Origin of the sequence: Paraburkholderia solitsugae, from assembly GCF_013177695.1 — a bacterium.
GTDB classification, from domain to species: domain Bacteria; phylum Pseudomonadota; class Gammaproteobacteria; order Burkholderiales; family Burkholderiaceae; genus Paraburkholderia; species Paraburkholderia solitsugae.
Map to the genome: position 1 here is coordinate 41,547 of NZ_WOEY01000134.1, position 15,527 is coordinate 57,073.

The window sequence follows — 15,527 nt, forward strand, 5'->3', positions numbered from 1 at the left end:
AGCCCTTCTAGCGCGATGCCAATGCGCCAAACACGAGTTGCTCCACAGTGCGCCAGTAATTTTCGGCCAGCGCCGGATCGGACGGTGATAGATCACTGGTCGCCGAAAATTCCGGACCGAAGCTCGAAAGAGTCGACGTCAGACTAATCAACATATAGTGGAAAACAATCGGCTCGACGTTGGGTAACGCCTGTTCTTGCTGGGCGGCACGGATTTGCGGCAGCAACCAACTGATCAGCGGTTTTAAGAAAGTATCGGCGAGCCATTGCAGCCGCGAACTGGAACCTAGCGATTCCTGAAGTATGAAGCGGTGAAACTCGGGAAACGCTACAGTGAAGCGAAATAGCGCCCGATATGCCAGCTTGAGCCGATCGACTGCGCTAGCCGGGCCGAGGTTGAACAGACTTGCATCGCGTTCTTGCCGGACCCGTTCGAATACATATTCGGCTACCGCCTGCCACAGAATTTCTTTGGAGCGAAAGTGGTAGGTAATGAGCGGATGCTGCATCCCGATTCGGTCTGCAATGCTACGAATACTCGCGACCTCGAAACCCTTTGATGAAAACTCGGTAAGCGCGGCATGTAAAATGGCCGAACGCGTTTCCTGAGCACGCTGCTGCTCAATACGCTTCAGCGCCGCCGGGCGACGTGCCCGGGCATTGCTTGCAACAGGTAGGGTTCGTGACGCCATTGGCGAGTACGTTGCGACACGTTGAGGTGAATGTTTGGTGTCCAGATCATTGGATCCGGACGAGACTTGTTCTACAACCCAGCGTCTGGTGCGCTACCCTCAAATGCCCGCTGCAGCAAGGCGCGAATAGCACCGCGTTCTAGCGGGCGGGGATTCCAGTAGGCGTTGTTGCATGCAATGTCGGCGGCCTGGTCGAGTTGTTCCTCCAGCATGCCGATCTCCTTCAGTGCGACGGGCGCACCGTTTGCGCGAGCTAGTTCGTATAGGCCTTGCGCAGCGCTGTCGTGCCCGATCGCCCGCGCAATCCGTCTCATCGCATCCGGCACAGCGGCGGCGTTGTACGCCAAGGCGTGTGGCAGCACAATGGTATGGGTGGGCGCATGCGGCAGATTGAAACTGCCGCCGAGCGTATGGCAGAGCTTATGATGCAACGCCATACCAACGCTTCCGAGCACGGCTCCGCAAAGCCAGGCACCATAGAGCGCATCGGCGCGTGCGGATGGATCGTTCGGCTGTGCGACGATTTGGGGCAAGCTGCGCGCGAGCGCCGCGATGCCCTCTTCGGCCATCAGGCTGGTAAGCGGATTGGCATCACGTGAATACAAACCTTCTGCCGCGTGTGCGATTGCGTTGATGCCGCTTGTCACGGACATGCTGACTGGCAAAGTCAGGGTCAGGTCTGGATCGTAGACTACCGTTTTGGGTAATACGCGCAAATCGGTGCCTGTCCGTTTCAGGCCCGACTCGGTCAATCCGAATATCGGTGTCATCTCGCTGCCGGCGTAGGTGGTCGGCACGGCGAGAATGGGCAGGCTCGTCTCAAGGGCAAGACCCTTCGCGAGGCCGATTGCGGAACCGCCGCCCACGGCGATGAGGCAGTCGGCATTCAACGACTCGGCAACTGTGCGCGCTTGCGCGACGAGCTCAACCGGCACGTGCATGGCAGCTCGATCAAAGACACCCGCTGCGCGCACACCCAATTGATCGGCAACCGATACACCCAATGCGCGCTGCTCCTGACTACACAGAACCAGAGCGCGGTGTACCTGCAGCGTGTGCAATTCGCGTTCGATGTGGGTGCGCGAGCCGCTGCCAAAGACGACACGCGTGCCGCGCCCGTTATAGACGAATTCAGATGTTGACATAGCGGGTTCCGACGAGAGTGTGCCCGTTCATTAGCCGCGCTCCGAAGGGTTGAGAACGAAGTCGTAGTCGAGCGTATAAAACGAGGTGTCCATCGCGGTGCCGTCTGGCGCGACACCCGGCGGGTGCTTGATCCAGTCAACGATCAAAGTTGAACGTACGCCGAATACGGCGTCCGAGTCGAGGTACTTGTCCCCGTTCCGGAACACGTGTGTAATCAAGGGCTCGTACCCTGGCGCCTTGATCCAGAAGTGCAGGTGGGCTGGGCGCCACGGATGGCGTCCGAGCGCATCAAGCATTCGGCCCACCGGTCCGTCGTGCGGAATCGGATAGGCCTCGGCGAGAATCGAGCGGAAATGAAAGAGTCCGTCAGGCAGCGTCTGCAAACGACCACGGGCTTGATAGGCTACGTTTGCATCCTGAGGGTCCCCGTACTGCACGTCGTAGTATCCGTCTTCATCGGATTGCCAGACCTCGATCGACGCCCCGGCTACAGGTTCTCCCGAAAGGCCCCGAACGCTGCCGGTAACAAAGCAGGGGAGGCCCGCTGCACCGTTGGAAATGTCGTCACCGTTCCTGTATTCGGGGGCACCCATAACAAAGAACGGGCCAAGAACAGTGGCCTCCGTGCATTCGGCTGGCTTGCGGTTGTTCTGTGTCGTAACCAGCATCGACAGACCGAGCGTATCCGACAGGAGGACGAACTCCTGGCGTTTTTCGTCAGTGATATGGCCAACATCGGTGAGGAAGTCGATCGCGTACCGCCATTCACTCTCGGTCAACTTCACGTCTCTTGCGAACGAATGCAAATGCTGGACAAGGCTGGTCATCACAGTGCGCAGCCTGTCGTTGGTGCAGCCGGCCATCGCCTCGAGCACCGCTTGGGTGATGGTGTCTTCGTTGATATTGCGCATCGTCTTTCCTTGAACTCCGCGTTGCCAGTACAGTTAGCGCGCAAGCAGCCGGGCAGCATTTTCCCCGTACACCTTGTCCATCTCGATGCCGGGAATCTGGATGTCGTCGAGCACATTCCCGAACTGCCGAATTGCGCCTCTCGGTGCAAACGGGAAGTCCGTTCCGAAGAGAATGTGATCGGGGTCTGCTACTTGCGCCAGCGCGCTGAGGGGCGCATTGCCGGCGGAAAGTGCGGTGTCGAAGTAGAAGGATCGGACCGCCGCCAACGTATCACCCACGCGTTCGGCCACCGCGGGCATCATGGAGATCGAGAGCGCGAGGCGAGGAACCAGAAACGGCAGCGTTCCCCCGGCATGCGAAAGGATGAACCGGATGTTCCTGAAGCGATTCGTCGCACCTGACATGATCAGGCTGGTGGCTGTACGTGTCGTCTCGAAGGGAAACTCGAGCACGGACGCCGGAGCGACCGGCGGCGCATCGTGAGGCGGCTGGTTGGGGTGAACGAAAACCACGGCCCCGCGCCTGTTCAATTCTTCCCACAGCGGCGTGAAATGCTCGTCCCCCAGATACAGTCCGTTGTAGTTCGTAAAGACAATGAAACCATCGACCTTCAACTCGTCAAGGCAATAGCTGACTTCCTTCAGCGAAGCATCGACGTCTGGCAGCGGCAAGCTCGCAAAGGAGCCGAACCGTCCGGTATGCCGGGATCTGAGCTCCGCTGCGTGGTCGTTGCATTTTCTCAGCAGCGTAGCCGCATCCGGAAGGGTGGGGCCGGAGGAGATGGACAGGATTCCCTCGTCGATTCCGTTTTCATCCATCATCGCGATGGCTGCCTCGACTGACCAGGTAGGGGCCACGCCGCCCGGCATTGCCGCATTCAGCAAATCCAGTCCAACTGCGTCCACGTAGAGCTTCGGCAGAAAATGTTGGTGCGTATCAATCTTTCGCTTCGGCATGGCCGTCGTCTCCTATGAAGAATTCTTTTGCATCGGGAGGCGGCATTGCCTCCTCGGCTTAGACCCATCTTAGTCGTTATTTTTTACGTTTGCAAAGTTTAGTGAGCGATCCAGCCGTCCACGTGCTCCTGGTCAAGTTGATGCAAGGCCACATCCGCCGGTCCGGCTTGAGCGAGGCCTTAACGTTCTATCCAGTGCAATGATGCTTTGCAACTCAGGAGATGCACGCGTGAACGTTGCAACCATAGTATTGGCCGACGAACCAGCCTATCGCAGGTTTCGTTGGGCCGATATCGACCCGATTCAATGATCCCCTGCGCCAGCGTGGAGGCGTCAACCTGCAGCACCTACCTCCGATACACCCACACCCGTGCCGATGGGTTCAAAGCCAACCTAGATCGATCAGGAAAACGAAATGACCCATAGCTACAAGTACTTCGCGGGCGGTGCATGGCGTGAAGCCGAAGGCGCCCGGACCTTCGAGGTACTGGAGCCCTATAGCCGCCAGTCCTTCGCACAGGTTGCCGCAGGCGGGCGGGCTGAGGCGCGTATTGCCGTGGAGGCCGCCGCCAGAGCGTTTCCGGAATGGTCCAATACGCCTCCGGCCGAACGCGCGCGCCTGTTTCTGAAGGCCGCGGAGATCGTCAAACGTCGCCGCAGCGAGATTGCCGATGCGCTCGCCCGCGAAACCGGCAGCACGATCTCTTTCGCCAACTTCCAGCAGGACCTCGTGGCCGCGACGCTCGAACAGGCCGCCGGCTGGATGTATCAGCCAGCGGGCCAGGTGTTGGCAACCAACCAGCCGGGTGTGCATTCCATCGCCGTGCGTCGCCCGCTGGGTGTGGTAGCCAGCTTCACGCCCTGGAACGGCGCGAACATCCTGTCATGGCGGGCGGTTATTTCTCCGATCGGTGCCGGCAATACGGTGGTGGTCAAGCCGTCCGAACTCGCTCCGGTGTCGGCGGGCCTGATGCTGGCGGAAATCGCGCATGAAGCCGGCTTTCCCGACGGCGTCATCAATGTCGTGCCCCACGCACCCGGCGCCGCAGGCGAAATCGCAGATGAGTTCTTCGACAACCCGAATGTGCGCGTCATCAACCTGATCGGTGGCGTGAAGACAGCCCGCATGCTGGCTGAACGGGCGGGCCGCACGCTCAAGCGCACGGTGCTGGAACTGGGTGGCTACAACCCGATGATCGTGCTCGACGACGTCGACCTCGACTATGCGGTTCGCACGGCGACTTTCGGCTGTTTTTTCCATCAGGGGCAGATTTGCCTGAATACGCGTCACATCATCGTCCAACGCAAGATCTACGACGCGTTCCTGACCCGGTTCGTGGCGCGGACCCGGACCCTCACCTCCGGCGACCCGCAGGATCCGAAGACCATCATCGGACCGCTGGTTACGCCAGCGGCGGTCGAACTTGTCGATGAGCGTGTCAGGGAAGCCGTCGCCAAAGGCGCCGTCGTGCGCAGCGGCGGTCGCTACACGGGCCAGGTCTACGAACCCACGATTCTGACGGATGTGCCGGCCGATGCACTAGTCGCCCAGGAGGAGACCTTCGGGCCAGTGGTCGTGGTCGAGGCCGTGGACACGGCGGAGGAGGCGGTGGCCGCCGCCAACCGGACCATGTACGGCCTGAGTTCTTCCATTCTGTCCGGCGACACTTACCGGGCCTTCGAACTCGCTCCAAAGATCCAGTGCGGGATCGTCAACGTCAATACGGCGACGGTCAACGACGAGATCCACGCGCCGATGGGCGGCGTGCGCGACAGCGGCTGGGGACGTACCGGCCCCGACAGTCTGGCCGACTTCAGCGACGTCATCTGGATCAATTCGCGCAGCACCCAGACGCCGTACCCGTTTTAGGGGCAACGCTGGTCAACGGGTACGCGCACGGTCTGCGGCGAGCGGAAGATCGGCTTCGCCGGCACGGCCGTGCGGCGCGCAGGCGAAGCTGCTTGCCGATGGCAGTTGTCAGGTCTATCTGACCGTAACCTGGCGGGAAGGGCAGCAACGCAACACTGTCCTCGCGCTTTACCGCCCTGCGGGTTCGTTCCGCTCATCGCGACTATTGGCGCTGTGCTCAGCACGCATAGCGCCACCTTCCTGACTCCATCCCCGCCTTGCGAATCTACGGTTAAGGCAAATCTTCAAGCGCGCCTGCGTTTTCGAACAACTTGAGCAGCATGGAGCGCAACACCTTGACGTCGGCGGCGGTGAAGCCCGAGAGCGCTACCGACTCATGGCGCTTTGCGACAGGGACGATGCGCAGCGCAAGCTCTTCCCCTTTTTCCGTCAGGACAACCCTGATCGACCGTCCATCTGTCGCGCTCCTCTCCCGCCGCACCAACTCCTGCCCCTCGAGACGATCGATGATCCTGGAGAGCGCCGAAATATCGGACGATGCATGGAGAGAAAGCTCAGACAAAGTCTGGCCCGGAACATACAGAAGCGAGGCGCAGACCCGCCACTCGCTGAGGTTCAGGCCGAACGGTTTAAGTGCCTTCGAGAAGGCGTTTCCCATTCGGCTGGTGGCACGGGCCATCAGGAAGGGAATCGCTTTTTCCAGTTCTTCTGGTCGCTTGGGAGTGTTCACGATCGTCGCCAAAACTGAGGATTGAAGTGAATGCATATACTTGAAAAGTCAATTATATGCTATCCGATAGTGAGCGCGAATTGAAGCAGTTTTTCGGGGTGCGTGGGACTGTTCACGGGCGTCAATCGACAAGGGTTTACACGGAGCACATATACTTGAAAAATCAAGTACAGTTCACTGCATATACTTGAAAAATCAAATATGTGACGACCGGGGACAACCCTATGTGATGCCCCTCATCTTCCTTGTTTGCAGATGAGGTTGCGATGCGTTGAATTGGAGCGGATCAATGAGAAACAAGATTGCACTTGAAGAACACTTTGCGATAGACCTCACCATCGAGCAGTCGAAAATCTATGCGCCTGCCCCCGTTTGGGAGATGCTGAAGTCCAATCTGATGGACATTGAGCAGCAGAGACTCGAGCGGATGGAGCAGGGCGGAGCCGAGTATTCCATCCTGTCGCTCAACTCGCCGGGCATCCAGGGGATCCCGGACGCCAAACAGGCGATCGATGTCGCGAGGCGCGCCAATGATGTCCTCGCTGACCATGTTTCCCGGCATCCCACGCGCCTGGGCGGGTTCGCCGCGTTGCCGATGCAGGACCCCGAAGCTGCGGCACGTGAGCTCGAACGAACCGTGAAGGATCTGGGATTTCACGGCTTCATGGTGAATGGTTTTTCCCAGGTGGGCGATGCGGAAAATGTCGTGTACTACGACGCCCCGCAGTACACCGATTTCTGGGCGAGCGCGGCGGCGCTCGGCAAACCGTTTTATATGCATCCCCGGGATCCGTTGCCGTCCCGTGAACCGATCTACGACGGTTTTCCATGGCTGACCGCGGCGACTTGGGCGTTCGCGGTTGAAACGAGTATTCACGCCCTGAGACTGATGACGTCAGGTCTCTTCGACCGTAATCCCAGCTTGCAGATGATTCTTGGCCATCTCGGCGAGGGGATTCCGTACAACGTCTGGCGCGTCGACCACATTCTCAACAAGGCGCCACGCGGCGTGCCGTGCAAGCGCAGCGTGGGCGAATATCTCCAGGAGAACGTCTACCTCACGACGAGCGGGAATTTCAGAACGCAGACGCTTCAGTCCGCGATGCTGGAGGTTGGCAGTGACCGGATCATGTATTCGGTCGACTACCCATTTGAAACGCATGACGAGGCGTCCCAATGGTTCGACACATGCTCGATCAGCGAAACTGATCGCGTGAAGATTGGACGTGAGAATGCTCGGCGCCTATTCGGACTTGAATGATGCGAGGAATAGGGAGCAATGTGATGTCTGTAACTGAACTGGCACCAGCTAACGTCTGGCGCAACAACATTTTTAGCGGTGGGTGGAAAACCGGAGGCGCGGGAACGATTCCGGTGACCGAGAAAGCGACCGGTGCGGAAATGGGATCGATAGGTTGCGCGTCGGCTGCCGACGTGTCAGCCGCCGCCGCGATCGCGGCGGATGCGCAACGCGCCTGGGCTGCGACACCGGGGCCTCAGCGAGGCGATGTGTTGCGCGAGGTTGCGCGTTTGCTGGAGGTTCACAAAGAGGAGATCGCCGTTCAGATTGTCCGCGAGACTGGGTCGATACGGCCAAAGGGGCAACTTGAGGTGAAGTTGGCGATACGCGAGATTCTCGAAGCTGCGGCGTTAGGTAGCCAGCCAACCGGGATGATCACGACGAGCGACGTGAAGGGGCGGCATAGCGTAGCGCGCAGAATTCCAATGGGCGTGGTCGGCGTCATTACCCCGTGGAATTCTCCGTTCATCCTGGCGGCGCGAGCCATCGCGCCGGCGCTGGCCACCGGTAACGCCGTGCTGCTCAAGCCCGATCCTCAATCGCCGGTCTGCGGCGGTGTCATGTATGCGCGGCTATTCGAGGCTGCGGGTTTGCCTGAGGGACTGTTCCATGTGCTTCCCGGTGGCGCGGACACCGGTGACGCGCTAGTCCGGGATCCGCTTGTCAACATGATCAGCTTCACGGGGTCGACGCAGGTTGGGCAAACGATCGGCGCCGTCGCGGGTGGTTTGCTCAAGCGAGCGAGCCTCGAGCTCGGCGGCAAGAATCCCTACATCGTGCTTGACGATGTCGATGTCGAAGCTGCGGCGAGCGCTGGGGCGTGGGGATCGTTTTTGCATCAGGGGCAAGTCTGCATGTCGGCAGGCCGGCATCTCGTTCATGAAAGCATTGCTGACGCGTACATTGAAAGCCTCGTCCGGCGCGCCCGGGCGCTATCGGTTGGCGACCCTTTCAAGGGCAATTTCCATCTTGGCCCCATCATCAACGAACGGCAGGCCGCGAACGTGGATCGCATCGTGGCGGAGTCTGGCAGCAAGGGGGCGAAGGTGCTCGCCGGTGGATCCCGCGACGGGCTGTTTTTTAAACCGACCGTCATGGTAGACGTCGCACCAGGCATGCCTGCGTTTGAGGAAGAGATCTTCGGTCCCGTCGCCGCAGTGACTGTGTTCAAGAACGATGACGAAGCCGTAACGTTCGCCAATCAGAACCGGTATGGCCTGGTTGCTGCCGTGGCTTCAGCCGATTTGCGCCGAGCCCAGCGGATCGCGGACCGGCTGCACGCCGGCATCATCCACATCAATGATCAGACGGTTAATCACGAGGTGTTTGGGCCGATGGGCGGTCTGGGTTTGTCCGGCAACGGACATAACTACAGCACGCTGACCAACATCGACCAGTTTACAGAATGGCAGTGGGTGACGAGCCGCGACGATCTTCCGGCTTTTCCGTTCTAGATCAGACAGAGTGAGGTGAATAGTGACCCCCAGTACTGAGCAACGCGTGCAAGAGGCACCTGCTTCGACCGTCGACATTGGCGCGCTGATCGATAGCCAGCCACTGAGCACCTTCCAGAAATGGATCATGGTCATGATCGGTTGCTCGGTGGTGATGGATGGGTTCGATGTGCAGACAATGGGTTTTGTCGCACCTGCGATTGTCCGGGCGTGGGGCATCAGTCCCGCCGAACTCGGCCCCATTTTCGGCGTCGGCCTGCTGGGGATGCTCGTGGGCTCCATCGTACTCGGCGCTATGGCCGATCGCGCGGGGCGCCGGCCGGTGCTGATCGGCGCGACCGTCTTCTATGGGCTATGCATGCTCGGTACCACCCTGGTTCAAAGTGTGCCGGAGTTTCTTGTCATTCGTTTCCTGACCGGTTTCGGTATCGGTGGTGTGATGGGTAACGCCATCGCGCTGGTCAGCGAATACAGTCCGCAGAAAAATCGGGCGTCTCTGATGACGTGGGTTTCGTGTGGTTTCACGGGTGGGGCAATCGCTGGAGGGCTTCTCTGCGCCACGCTGCTCCCGTCGATGGGCTGGAGGTCGGTGTTCTTCGTTGGGGGCATATTGCCGTTGGCCATCGCAGCCGCGATGGCCAGGTACTTGCCAGAATCGCTCCAACTGATGGTGCTCAAACAGCGCAGCCTGGAACGGATTGCCCAGTGGCTGAGGCGGATCGCGCCGAACGTCCAGGTCGGGCCCGGAACGCGCTTTGCCGTTCACGGGCAGCCGCAGGCGAAGGCCTCAGTTAGCGAACTCTTTCGCCATGGCCGCGGCACAACTACGCTGTTGCTATGGGGTATCAACTTCGCGAACCTGCTTGATCTCTTTTTCCTGTCGAACTGGCTTCCAATGCTTTCCTTGCGAGTGGGCCACGAAGTGTCGACGGCTGTGCTCATCGGCACCTCATTGCAGATCGGCGGTACTGTGGGTGCGCTGCTGCTGGGCCCGTTGATGGACCGCTTCGGCTTCTATCGTGTCCTGGCGTTCAGCTTTCTGGTGGCGACAATTTCGGTCTCGTCCGTCGGTCTCCCTGATCTATCGACAGGATTGCGCTATGCGGTCGTGCTGATAAGCGGGATCTGCATTGTAGGCGGGCAACCGGCGGTCAACGCGTTGACCGCGACACTCTATCCCACCTCGCTGCGGGCCACCGGAGTTGGCTGGAGTCTCGGAATCGGCCGGGCGGGTTCAATTATCGGTCCTGTCGTGGCGGGACAACTGGTCGAACTGCAGTGGTCGAACACGGCGTTGTTTGTCGCGGCCGCGGTGCCGGCGCTGGCATCGTGTCTGATGCTTGTTCTCCTTAGCCGTGTTTCGAGGAAAAATCGGATCGATTGCGTCGATTGCTAGCGAGTCTCGACAAATCCAGAGAGCGTATTTCGATCAATAAATTAGCATGACTAATGTAAAAACCGTGGTAGCGGTTTCTGCGTCGATCTGATCCAGAAAAAATGGCATCAGAGATAGGAATTCAAGGAAGATGACATGGGCATTTCGATCACGGTGAATGGCAAGCGACACCTTCTGACCGTAGCTGCTGACACGCCACTGCTCTACGTGCTGCGCAACGATCTTCAGTTAAATGGTCCGAAGTTCGGCTGCGGCGAGGCGCAGTGTGGTGCATGCACGGTTATGGTCGGCAAAGATGCGACGCCCTCATGTGTTTTCCCGGTTGGCGCGGTAGGTGCGGCTCAGGTGACCACGATTGAAGGCCTGGGTCATGGCGAACACCTTCATGCGTTGCAGAGAGCCTTCCTCGCTGAGCAGGCCGCACAGTGTGGCTATTGCTCGAGCGGCATGTTGATGGCCGCGAAAGCGCTGCTAGAACGAATTCCCGATCCGGATCCGGCGACCATACGGCGCAAGTTGGCCGGCCAGAAATGCCGGTGCGGCACGCACAACCGAATCGTCCGTGCGATTCAGCGCGCAGCGCAGGAGTTGCGCGGATGAACACCATCAAACTTTCTCGACGCGCGTTCGGCAAGCTGGCTGGCGCGGTAGTCGCGACGTTCTCGCTTGCGCCGTTCTCCGAGTTTGCGTGGGACGAGCCCGACCTCCCGGTTGATCTTCGTGCCAATCGCAGGCTTGATGGTTGGATTCGAGTCGACGAGGCGGGCACGGTCACGATCTTCACGGGAAAGGCTGAGCTGGGGCAGGGTATTCTCACCGCGCTCTTGCAGATCGCTGCGGACGAACTCGATGTGGATCTGGATCGCGTGCACATGATTTCCGCGGATACGGCCCGCAGCCCGAACGAGACCTACACTTTCGGCAGCCAATCGGTCGAGCAAGGCGGGGCGGCGTTACGCGCTGCCGCAGCCCAGGCGAGGGCGGTCCTGGTTGGCGTGGCGTGCCGGCGATTCAACGTACCGGCGGCGGAGCTGCGGGTCGAGAACGGTGTCGTGCTGACGGCCGACGGCCGTCGCATGAGCTACGCGGAGATCGTGAGAGACGAACGGGAGCTTCTCGCGCGTGAGGTGACGGCGGACGTCACCCCGAAGCGTCCGTCGGAATACAAGCTGGTCGGCAAGTCGGTGGCGCGCATTGATTTTCCGGCGAAGTTCACCGGCGGCGCGGCATTCGTTCAGGATATGCGTCTGCCGGGCATGCTTTTCGGCCGTATCGTGCGGCCTCCGAGGTATGGCGCGCAGCTGGTTTCGCTCGACGATGCATCGGTCAGGGCGCTCGCGGGTGTCGTTGCGGTGGTTCGCAATGGCAACTTCCTCGGTGTCGTCGCCGAGCGCGAAGAGCAGGCGATAGCTGCACGTCGTGCGTTGCAGGAGGCGGCACAGTGGAGCGCGGATTATGTTGCGTTGCCGGACGTCGATCATCTCGAGCCGGCATTGCAACGCTGGCGAAGCGCAGATGCCGTGATTGGCGAAGCGGGACAGGAGACGCCCGTGCCTGATAGCGCGAAGCAACTGGAGGTGACGTACTCTCGCCCCTACCTTTCACACGCGTCAATTGGGCCTTCGTGTTCCGTTGCGCAGCTCAAGGACGGGCACATGACCGTCTGGTCCCACACGCAGGGTGCGTTTCCACTGCGCGGCAATCTCGCTACGGTGCTTGATATGCCCATGAATGCGGTCGACGTGGTGCACGTGCCGGGTTCGGGTTGCTACGGGCACAATGGCGCTGACGATGTGGCGCTGGATGCGGCGCTGCTTGCTCGTGAGGTGGCGGGACGGCCGGTGAAGGTTCAATGGATGCGCGATGACGAATTCGCATGGGCGCCGATCAGTCCGGCAATGGTGATGCGGGTGAAGGCGGCGCTCTCCTCGGAAGGCCGCATCGTCGACTGGAACTATGACGTTTGGAGCAATTCGCACGCAATGCGGCCGGGCCAACCCGGTGGTGTGAATCTACTGGCCGCCTGGCACCTCGCCAAGCCCTTTCAGCCGTCGACACCCGTGCCGATTCCACAGCCATACGGCAATGGAGACCGTAATGCGGTGCCACTCTACGATCTGGCGCGCAAGAGGGTGACGAACCATCTGCTGCTGGACGCACCCATTCGCACGAGTTCGCTGCGCACGTTGGGCGCTTACGGAAATGTATTTGCGATCGAGTCGTTCATGGACGAGCTTGCGCTCGCGGCAAATACCGATCCGGTCGCGTTCCGGCTGGCGCACCTCAGTGATCCGCGTGCGCTTGCCGTGGTGCGGGAGGCGGCAGGCCAGTCCGGATGGCGGCCCGGGTTGAAGGGCGACGGGCAGCGCGGACGCGGCTTCGCGTATGCACGCTACAAAAACATTGGGGCATACGCTGCGATCGTCGTCGACGTGCACGTTGACCGCTCCACGGGCGTGATCAGTGTGACGAAAGTGACCGCTGCCATTGACGTGGGCCGCGTGATCAATCCTGACGGCGTGAAGAATCAGATCGAGGGTGGCATCGTCCAGGCGCTGAGCTGGGCGCTCAAGGAGCGGGTCATGTTCAGTCACACCGAAATCACCACGCGTAGTTGGCGAGACTACCCGATCCTGAGCTTCGCCGAGGTGCCGCCGATCGACGTCGTGCTGCTGGACCCTGCCGATGCGGCTTCCCTTGGCGCAGGCGAATGTTCCCTGGGCCCGACGGCAGCCGCGCTAGCGAACGCGGTGGCGCATGCAAGCGGCGCCCGTTTGCGCAATTTGCCCATGGTGCCGGCCAAGGTTCTCGAGCGTCTCGTCTGATGTGTGCTCGCCTTCGATCAGGGGGCGAGGGGAACATTCTTGAGCCAGTTCATTTCAGTCTGCCGCATCGGTAGGTTGAGGGTTTACATGAGTAGGTATATTTGAAAAATCAACTACAATCCATTTCAAATATGATTGAAAAATCAAATAAATGTGATCCAGCCGAACTCGAATAAGCCGTGCCTTGCCGCCGCGGTCTGCATCAGGATCGCATCTGATGTGTGTTTTACCTGACCATGCGCCGGGACGGAATCGGATCGATCGGGCCTGGGGCTAGCTGACTATGACCAATTCGAACCTGATCTTTCGATAAATTTATTAGTATGGCTAATTAAAAAAATAATCGAGGTGACAGTTTACACGCTGGACTGATCTGCAAAAAGTGGCGCCATGGATGGAAGGCTCCGATTCGGATCAGACGGCCATACGACGCGAATTGGCCGGCTAGAGGGCGTTGACGTCTTGAGGAGACGCCTGAAGGGGAAGCCAAGTGGTGACACGGCCCCGGAGCACGTCCGGTAGACAGGGTTAGAAAACGGAGATTGGTTTTGGAAACTCAAGTCATCATTGTCGGCGCTGGCCCGGTAGGACTGACACTTGCCATCGACCTTGGCAGGCGCGGCATAGCGTGTGTGCTTGTCGAGCAAAAGGCGAAGCCCCAGTTTCTGCCGAAAATGGAGCGTTGCAACGCGCGGACCATGGAGATTTTCCGGCGGCTGGGTCTCGCGGACCGTATCCGGGCCGCCGGCATGCCTGAGGACGTTCCCATGGACGTCCAGATTATCCGCTCGATGGTGGAACCGCCGATCCTGCGCTTGCCTTATCCATCGGTGGCGGTGGCTCTCGCGCTGACGCGCGAGAGCCACGACGGCAGCCTGCCGCTCGAACCCTATCAGCTCATTTCGCAATACACCCTGGAGCCGCTTCTTCTGGAGGTAGCCGACCAATTGCCGGCGGTCACGGTGATGCGCAGTACGACGTTTCTGGAATTCGCCGAGCAGGACAGCGGCGTTCTGGTAGCGGTCAATGACGCCGATGGTACGAGAAGAATATTGAAGGCCGCCTACCTCGTGGGTTGCGACGGTGGCGCGAGCCACGTGCGTAAGCAACTGGGCATCCGTCTGGAGGGCGAGGGCGACATTGCGCGGCTGAGGCAGGGCCTGTTCTACTGTGAGCAACTGGTCGAGCGACTGCCGATAGGCAACGGACCGAGCCGGGGGCGGCACTATCTGGTAGCCGGCGGACCGCCGACCTTCATGATCATGCAGGATTCGACGCGTCACTGGACGGTCCATTCCGCCGTCGAGAGCGATGACGAGATGCGACGGATGTTCGAGCGGATCATCGGCGTGCCGCTACCCTACGAGATGCTCTATTGCGCGGAGTGGCGGCAGAACCTGCTGCTGGCCGAACGCTATGGAGCGGGAAGGGTGTTTCTCGCGGGCGACGCGGTGCATCTCGTGATTCCTACGGGCGGTCTCGGCATGAACACCGGCGTTGGCGATGCCACCGATCTTGCCTGGAAGTTGGCCGCCACGCTGCAGGGGTGGGGAGGACCGGGATTGCTGGCCTCCTACGAAGCTGAACGGCGCCAGATTGGCGAGCGGGTCGTCGGCGCATCGCGATACGCGTCGCTGGGATACCGCGCCTGGTTGGCGGAGGTGCGCCCGGGCATCGGCGACGATATGCCCGAAGGGGCGGCGGCTCGGGCTCACCTTGTCGAAGTGGCGAACGTGCAGCAGCGCAAGTCGAACGAAATGATCGGCGCAGAGCTGGGCTATCGCTATGTCGATTCACCCATTATCGACAATGTGCCGGGCGGCCCGCAGCACGATCTGCGTGCTTATTTTCCCACTACCTGGCCGGGCGCGCGGCTTCCCCATATGTGGCTCACCGACGGAAGCGCCATCCAGGACCGGCTACGGTCGGACCGCTACACGCTGATCGACGTCGCGGGTGGGCACGATGCCGGCCCGCTTCTCGCCGCGTTCGAAGCGCTCGGCGCGCCACTCGATGTGCTCGTGGCCCCGGATTCCGCGCTTCGCGCCGTCTACGAGCGCGACCTCGTCCTCGTCCGGCCTGACATGCATGTCGCGTGGCGCGGCGATCGACTCCCGCAGGCCGCCGATGATCTCGCCGCGAGGGTGGTCGGACATAGCACCATGAAGCACGCATCCGGTTCGATCAGCCGCCGCTGACCGGGCTGGGCTGGATCAGATTGATAGGAAATCTAAACAATATCGGAGG

General features: G+C 60.4%; 12 protein-coding genes. 7 read left to right on the plus strand and 5 right to left on the minus strand.

From position 1 onward, the window contains the following. Positions 1-7: 7 nt before the first annotated feature. From GNZ12_RS34520 to GNZ12_RS34535, 4 genes are all read right to left on the minus strand, one after another. Complete coding sequence (locus GNZ12_RS34520; protein ID WP_172316458.1) at positions 8-691, minus strand: TetR/AcrR family transcriptional regulator; 684 nt, start codon at positions 689-691, stop codon at positions 8-10. Positions 692-762: 71 nt separating this feature from the next. Continuing rightward, positions 763-1,836 carry a maleylacetate reductase gene (locus GNZ12_RS34525; protein WP_172316459.1) on the minus strand — a complete coding sequence of 358 codons (1,074 nt, stop codon included), beginning with the start codon at positions 1,834-1,836 and terminating at the stop codon, positions 763-765. 30 nt (positions 1,837-1,866) lie between these two features. Further along, entirely contained in the window at positions 1,867-2,748 is an 882-nt protein-coding gene (locus GNZ12_RS34530; protein ID WP_172316460.1) for an intradiol ring-cleavage dioxygenase, read from the minus strand. Between the two features lie 33 nt (positions 2,749-2,781). Then, a complete protein-coding gene (locus tag GNZ12_RS34535; protein WP_172316461.1) occupies positions 2,782-3,705 on the minus strand; it encodes an amidohydrolase family protein in 924 nt (307 codons plus the stop codon). A 415-nt stretch (positions 3,706-4,120) separates the two neighbouring features. On the opposite strand from GNZ12_RS34535, the gene GNZ12_RS34540 reads away from it, so the two are divergent. Then, positions 4,121-5,575: an aldehyde dehydrogenase family protein gene (locus GNZ12_RS34540; protein WP_172316462.1), complete on the plus strand. Its 1,455-nt coding sequence runs from the start codon at positions 4,121-4,123 to the stop codon at positions 5,573-5,575. 271 nt (positions 5,576-5,846) lie between these two features. Here GNZ12_RS34540 and GNZ12_RS34545 read toward each other — a convergent pair whose 3' ends face one another. Beyond that, positions 5,847-6,305, minus strand: coding sequence for a MarR family winged helix-turn-helix transcriptional regulator (locus GNZ12_RS34545; RefSeq protein ID WP_328806105.1), 459 nt, complete (start codon positions 6,303-6,305; stop codon positions 5,847-5,849). A gap of 289 nt (positions 6,306-6,594) precedes the next feature. Between GNZ12_RS34545 and GNZ12_RS34550 the strand changes: the two genes are divergently transcribed. The 6 genes from GNZ12_RS34550 (at position 6,595) to GNZ12_RS34575 (ending at position 15,478) form a co-directional block, all read left to right on the plus strand. Next, on the plus strand, positions 6,595-7,566 hold the full coding sequence (locus tag GNZ12_RS34550) for an amidohydrolase family protein (RefSeq protein ID WP_172316464.1): 972 nt from the start codon (positions 6,595-6,597) through the stop codon (positions 7,564-7,566). Between the two features lie 23 nt (positions 7,567-7,589). Continuing rightward, positions 7,590-9,059 (plus strand): aldehyde dehydrogenase family protein, encoded by a 1,470-nt coding sequence (locus tag GNZ12_RS34555; protein WP_172316465.1) that lies wholly within the window; start codon positions 7,590-7,592, stop codon positions 9,057-9,059. Between the two features lie 46 nt (positions 9,060-9,105). Further along, the gene (locus GNZ12_RS34560) at positions 9,106-10,455 is read left to right on the plus strand and encodes an MFS transporter (protein ID WP_328806106.1); all 1,350 of its coding nucleotides are present in this window, start codon (positions 9,106-9,108) and stop codon (positions 10,453-10,455) included. Positions 10,456-10,590: 135 nt separating this feature from the next. Further along, the gene (locus GNZ12_RS34565) at positions 10,591-11,055 is read left to right on the plus strand and encodes a (2Fe-2S)-binding protein (RefSeq protein ID WP_172316466.1); all 465 of its coding nucleotides are present in this window, start codon (positions 10,591-10,593) and stop codon (positions 11,053-11,055) included. Next, the gene (locus tag GNZ12_RS34570) at positions 11,052-13,280 is read left to right on the plus strand and encodes a xanthine dehydrogenase family protein molybdopterin-binding subunit (protein WP_172316467.1); all 2,229 of its coding nucleotides are present in this window, start codon (positions 11,052-11,054) and stop codon (positions 13,278-13,280) included. The genes GNZ12_RS34565 and GNZ12_RS34570 overlap by 4 nt, the downstream gene beginning before the upstream one ends. Positions 13,281-13,828: 548 nt before the next feature. Next, a complete protein-coding gene (locus tag GNZ12_RS34575; RefSeq protein ID WP_172316468.1) occupies positions 13,829-15,478 on the plus strand; it encodes an FAD-dependent monooxygenase in 1,650 nt (549 codons plus the stop codon). Positions 15,479-15,527 lie beyond the last annotated feature (49 nt).

Coding starts and splice junctions, on each gene's coding strand:
- GNZ12_RS34550 (WP_172316464.1), top strand. CDS start 6,595: ATGAGAAACAAGATTGCACTTGAAGAACACTTTGCGATAGACCTCACC.
- GNZ12_RS34565 (WP_172316466.1), top strand. CDS start 10,591: ATGGGCATTTCGATCACGGTGAATGGCAAGCGACACCTTCTGACCGTA.
- GNZ12_RS34525 (WP_172316459.1), bottom strand. CDS start 1,836: ATGTCAACATCTGAATTCGTCTATAACGGGCGCGGCACGCGTGTCGTC.
- GNZ12_RS34535 (WP_172316461.1), bottom strand. CDS start 3,705: ATGCCGAAGCGAAAGATTGATACGCACCAACATTTTCTGCCGAAGCTC.
- GNZ12_RS34570 (WP_172316467.1), top strand. CDS start 11,052: ATGAACACCATCAAACTTTCTCGACGCGCGTTCGGCAAGCTGGCTGGC.
- GNZ12_RS34530 (WP_172316460.1), bottom strand. CDS start 2,748: ATGCGCAATATCAACGAAGACACCATCACCCAAGCGGTGCTCGAGGCG.
- GNZ12_RS34555 (WP_172316465.1), top strand. CDS start 7,590: ATGTCTGTAACTGAACTGGCACCAGCTAACGTCTGGCGCAACAACATT.
- GNZ12_RS34520 (WP_172316458.1), bottom strand. CDS start 691: ATGGCGTCACGAACCCTACCTGTTGCAAGCAATGCCCGGGCACGTCGC.
- GNZ12_RS34540 (WP_172316462.1), top strand. CDS start 4,121: ATGACCCATAGCTACAAGTACTTCGCGGGCGGTGCATGGCGTGAAGCC.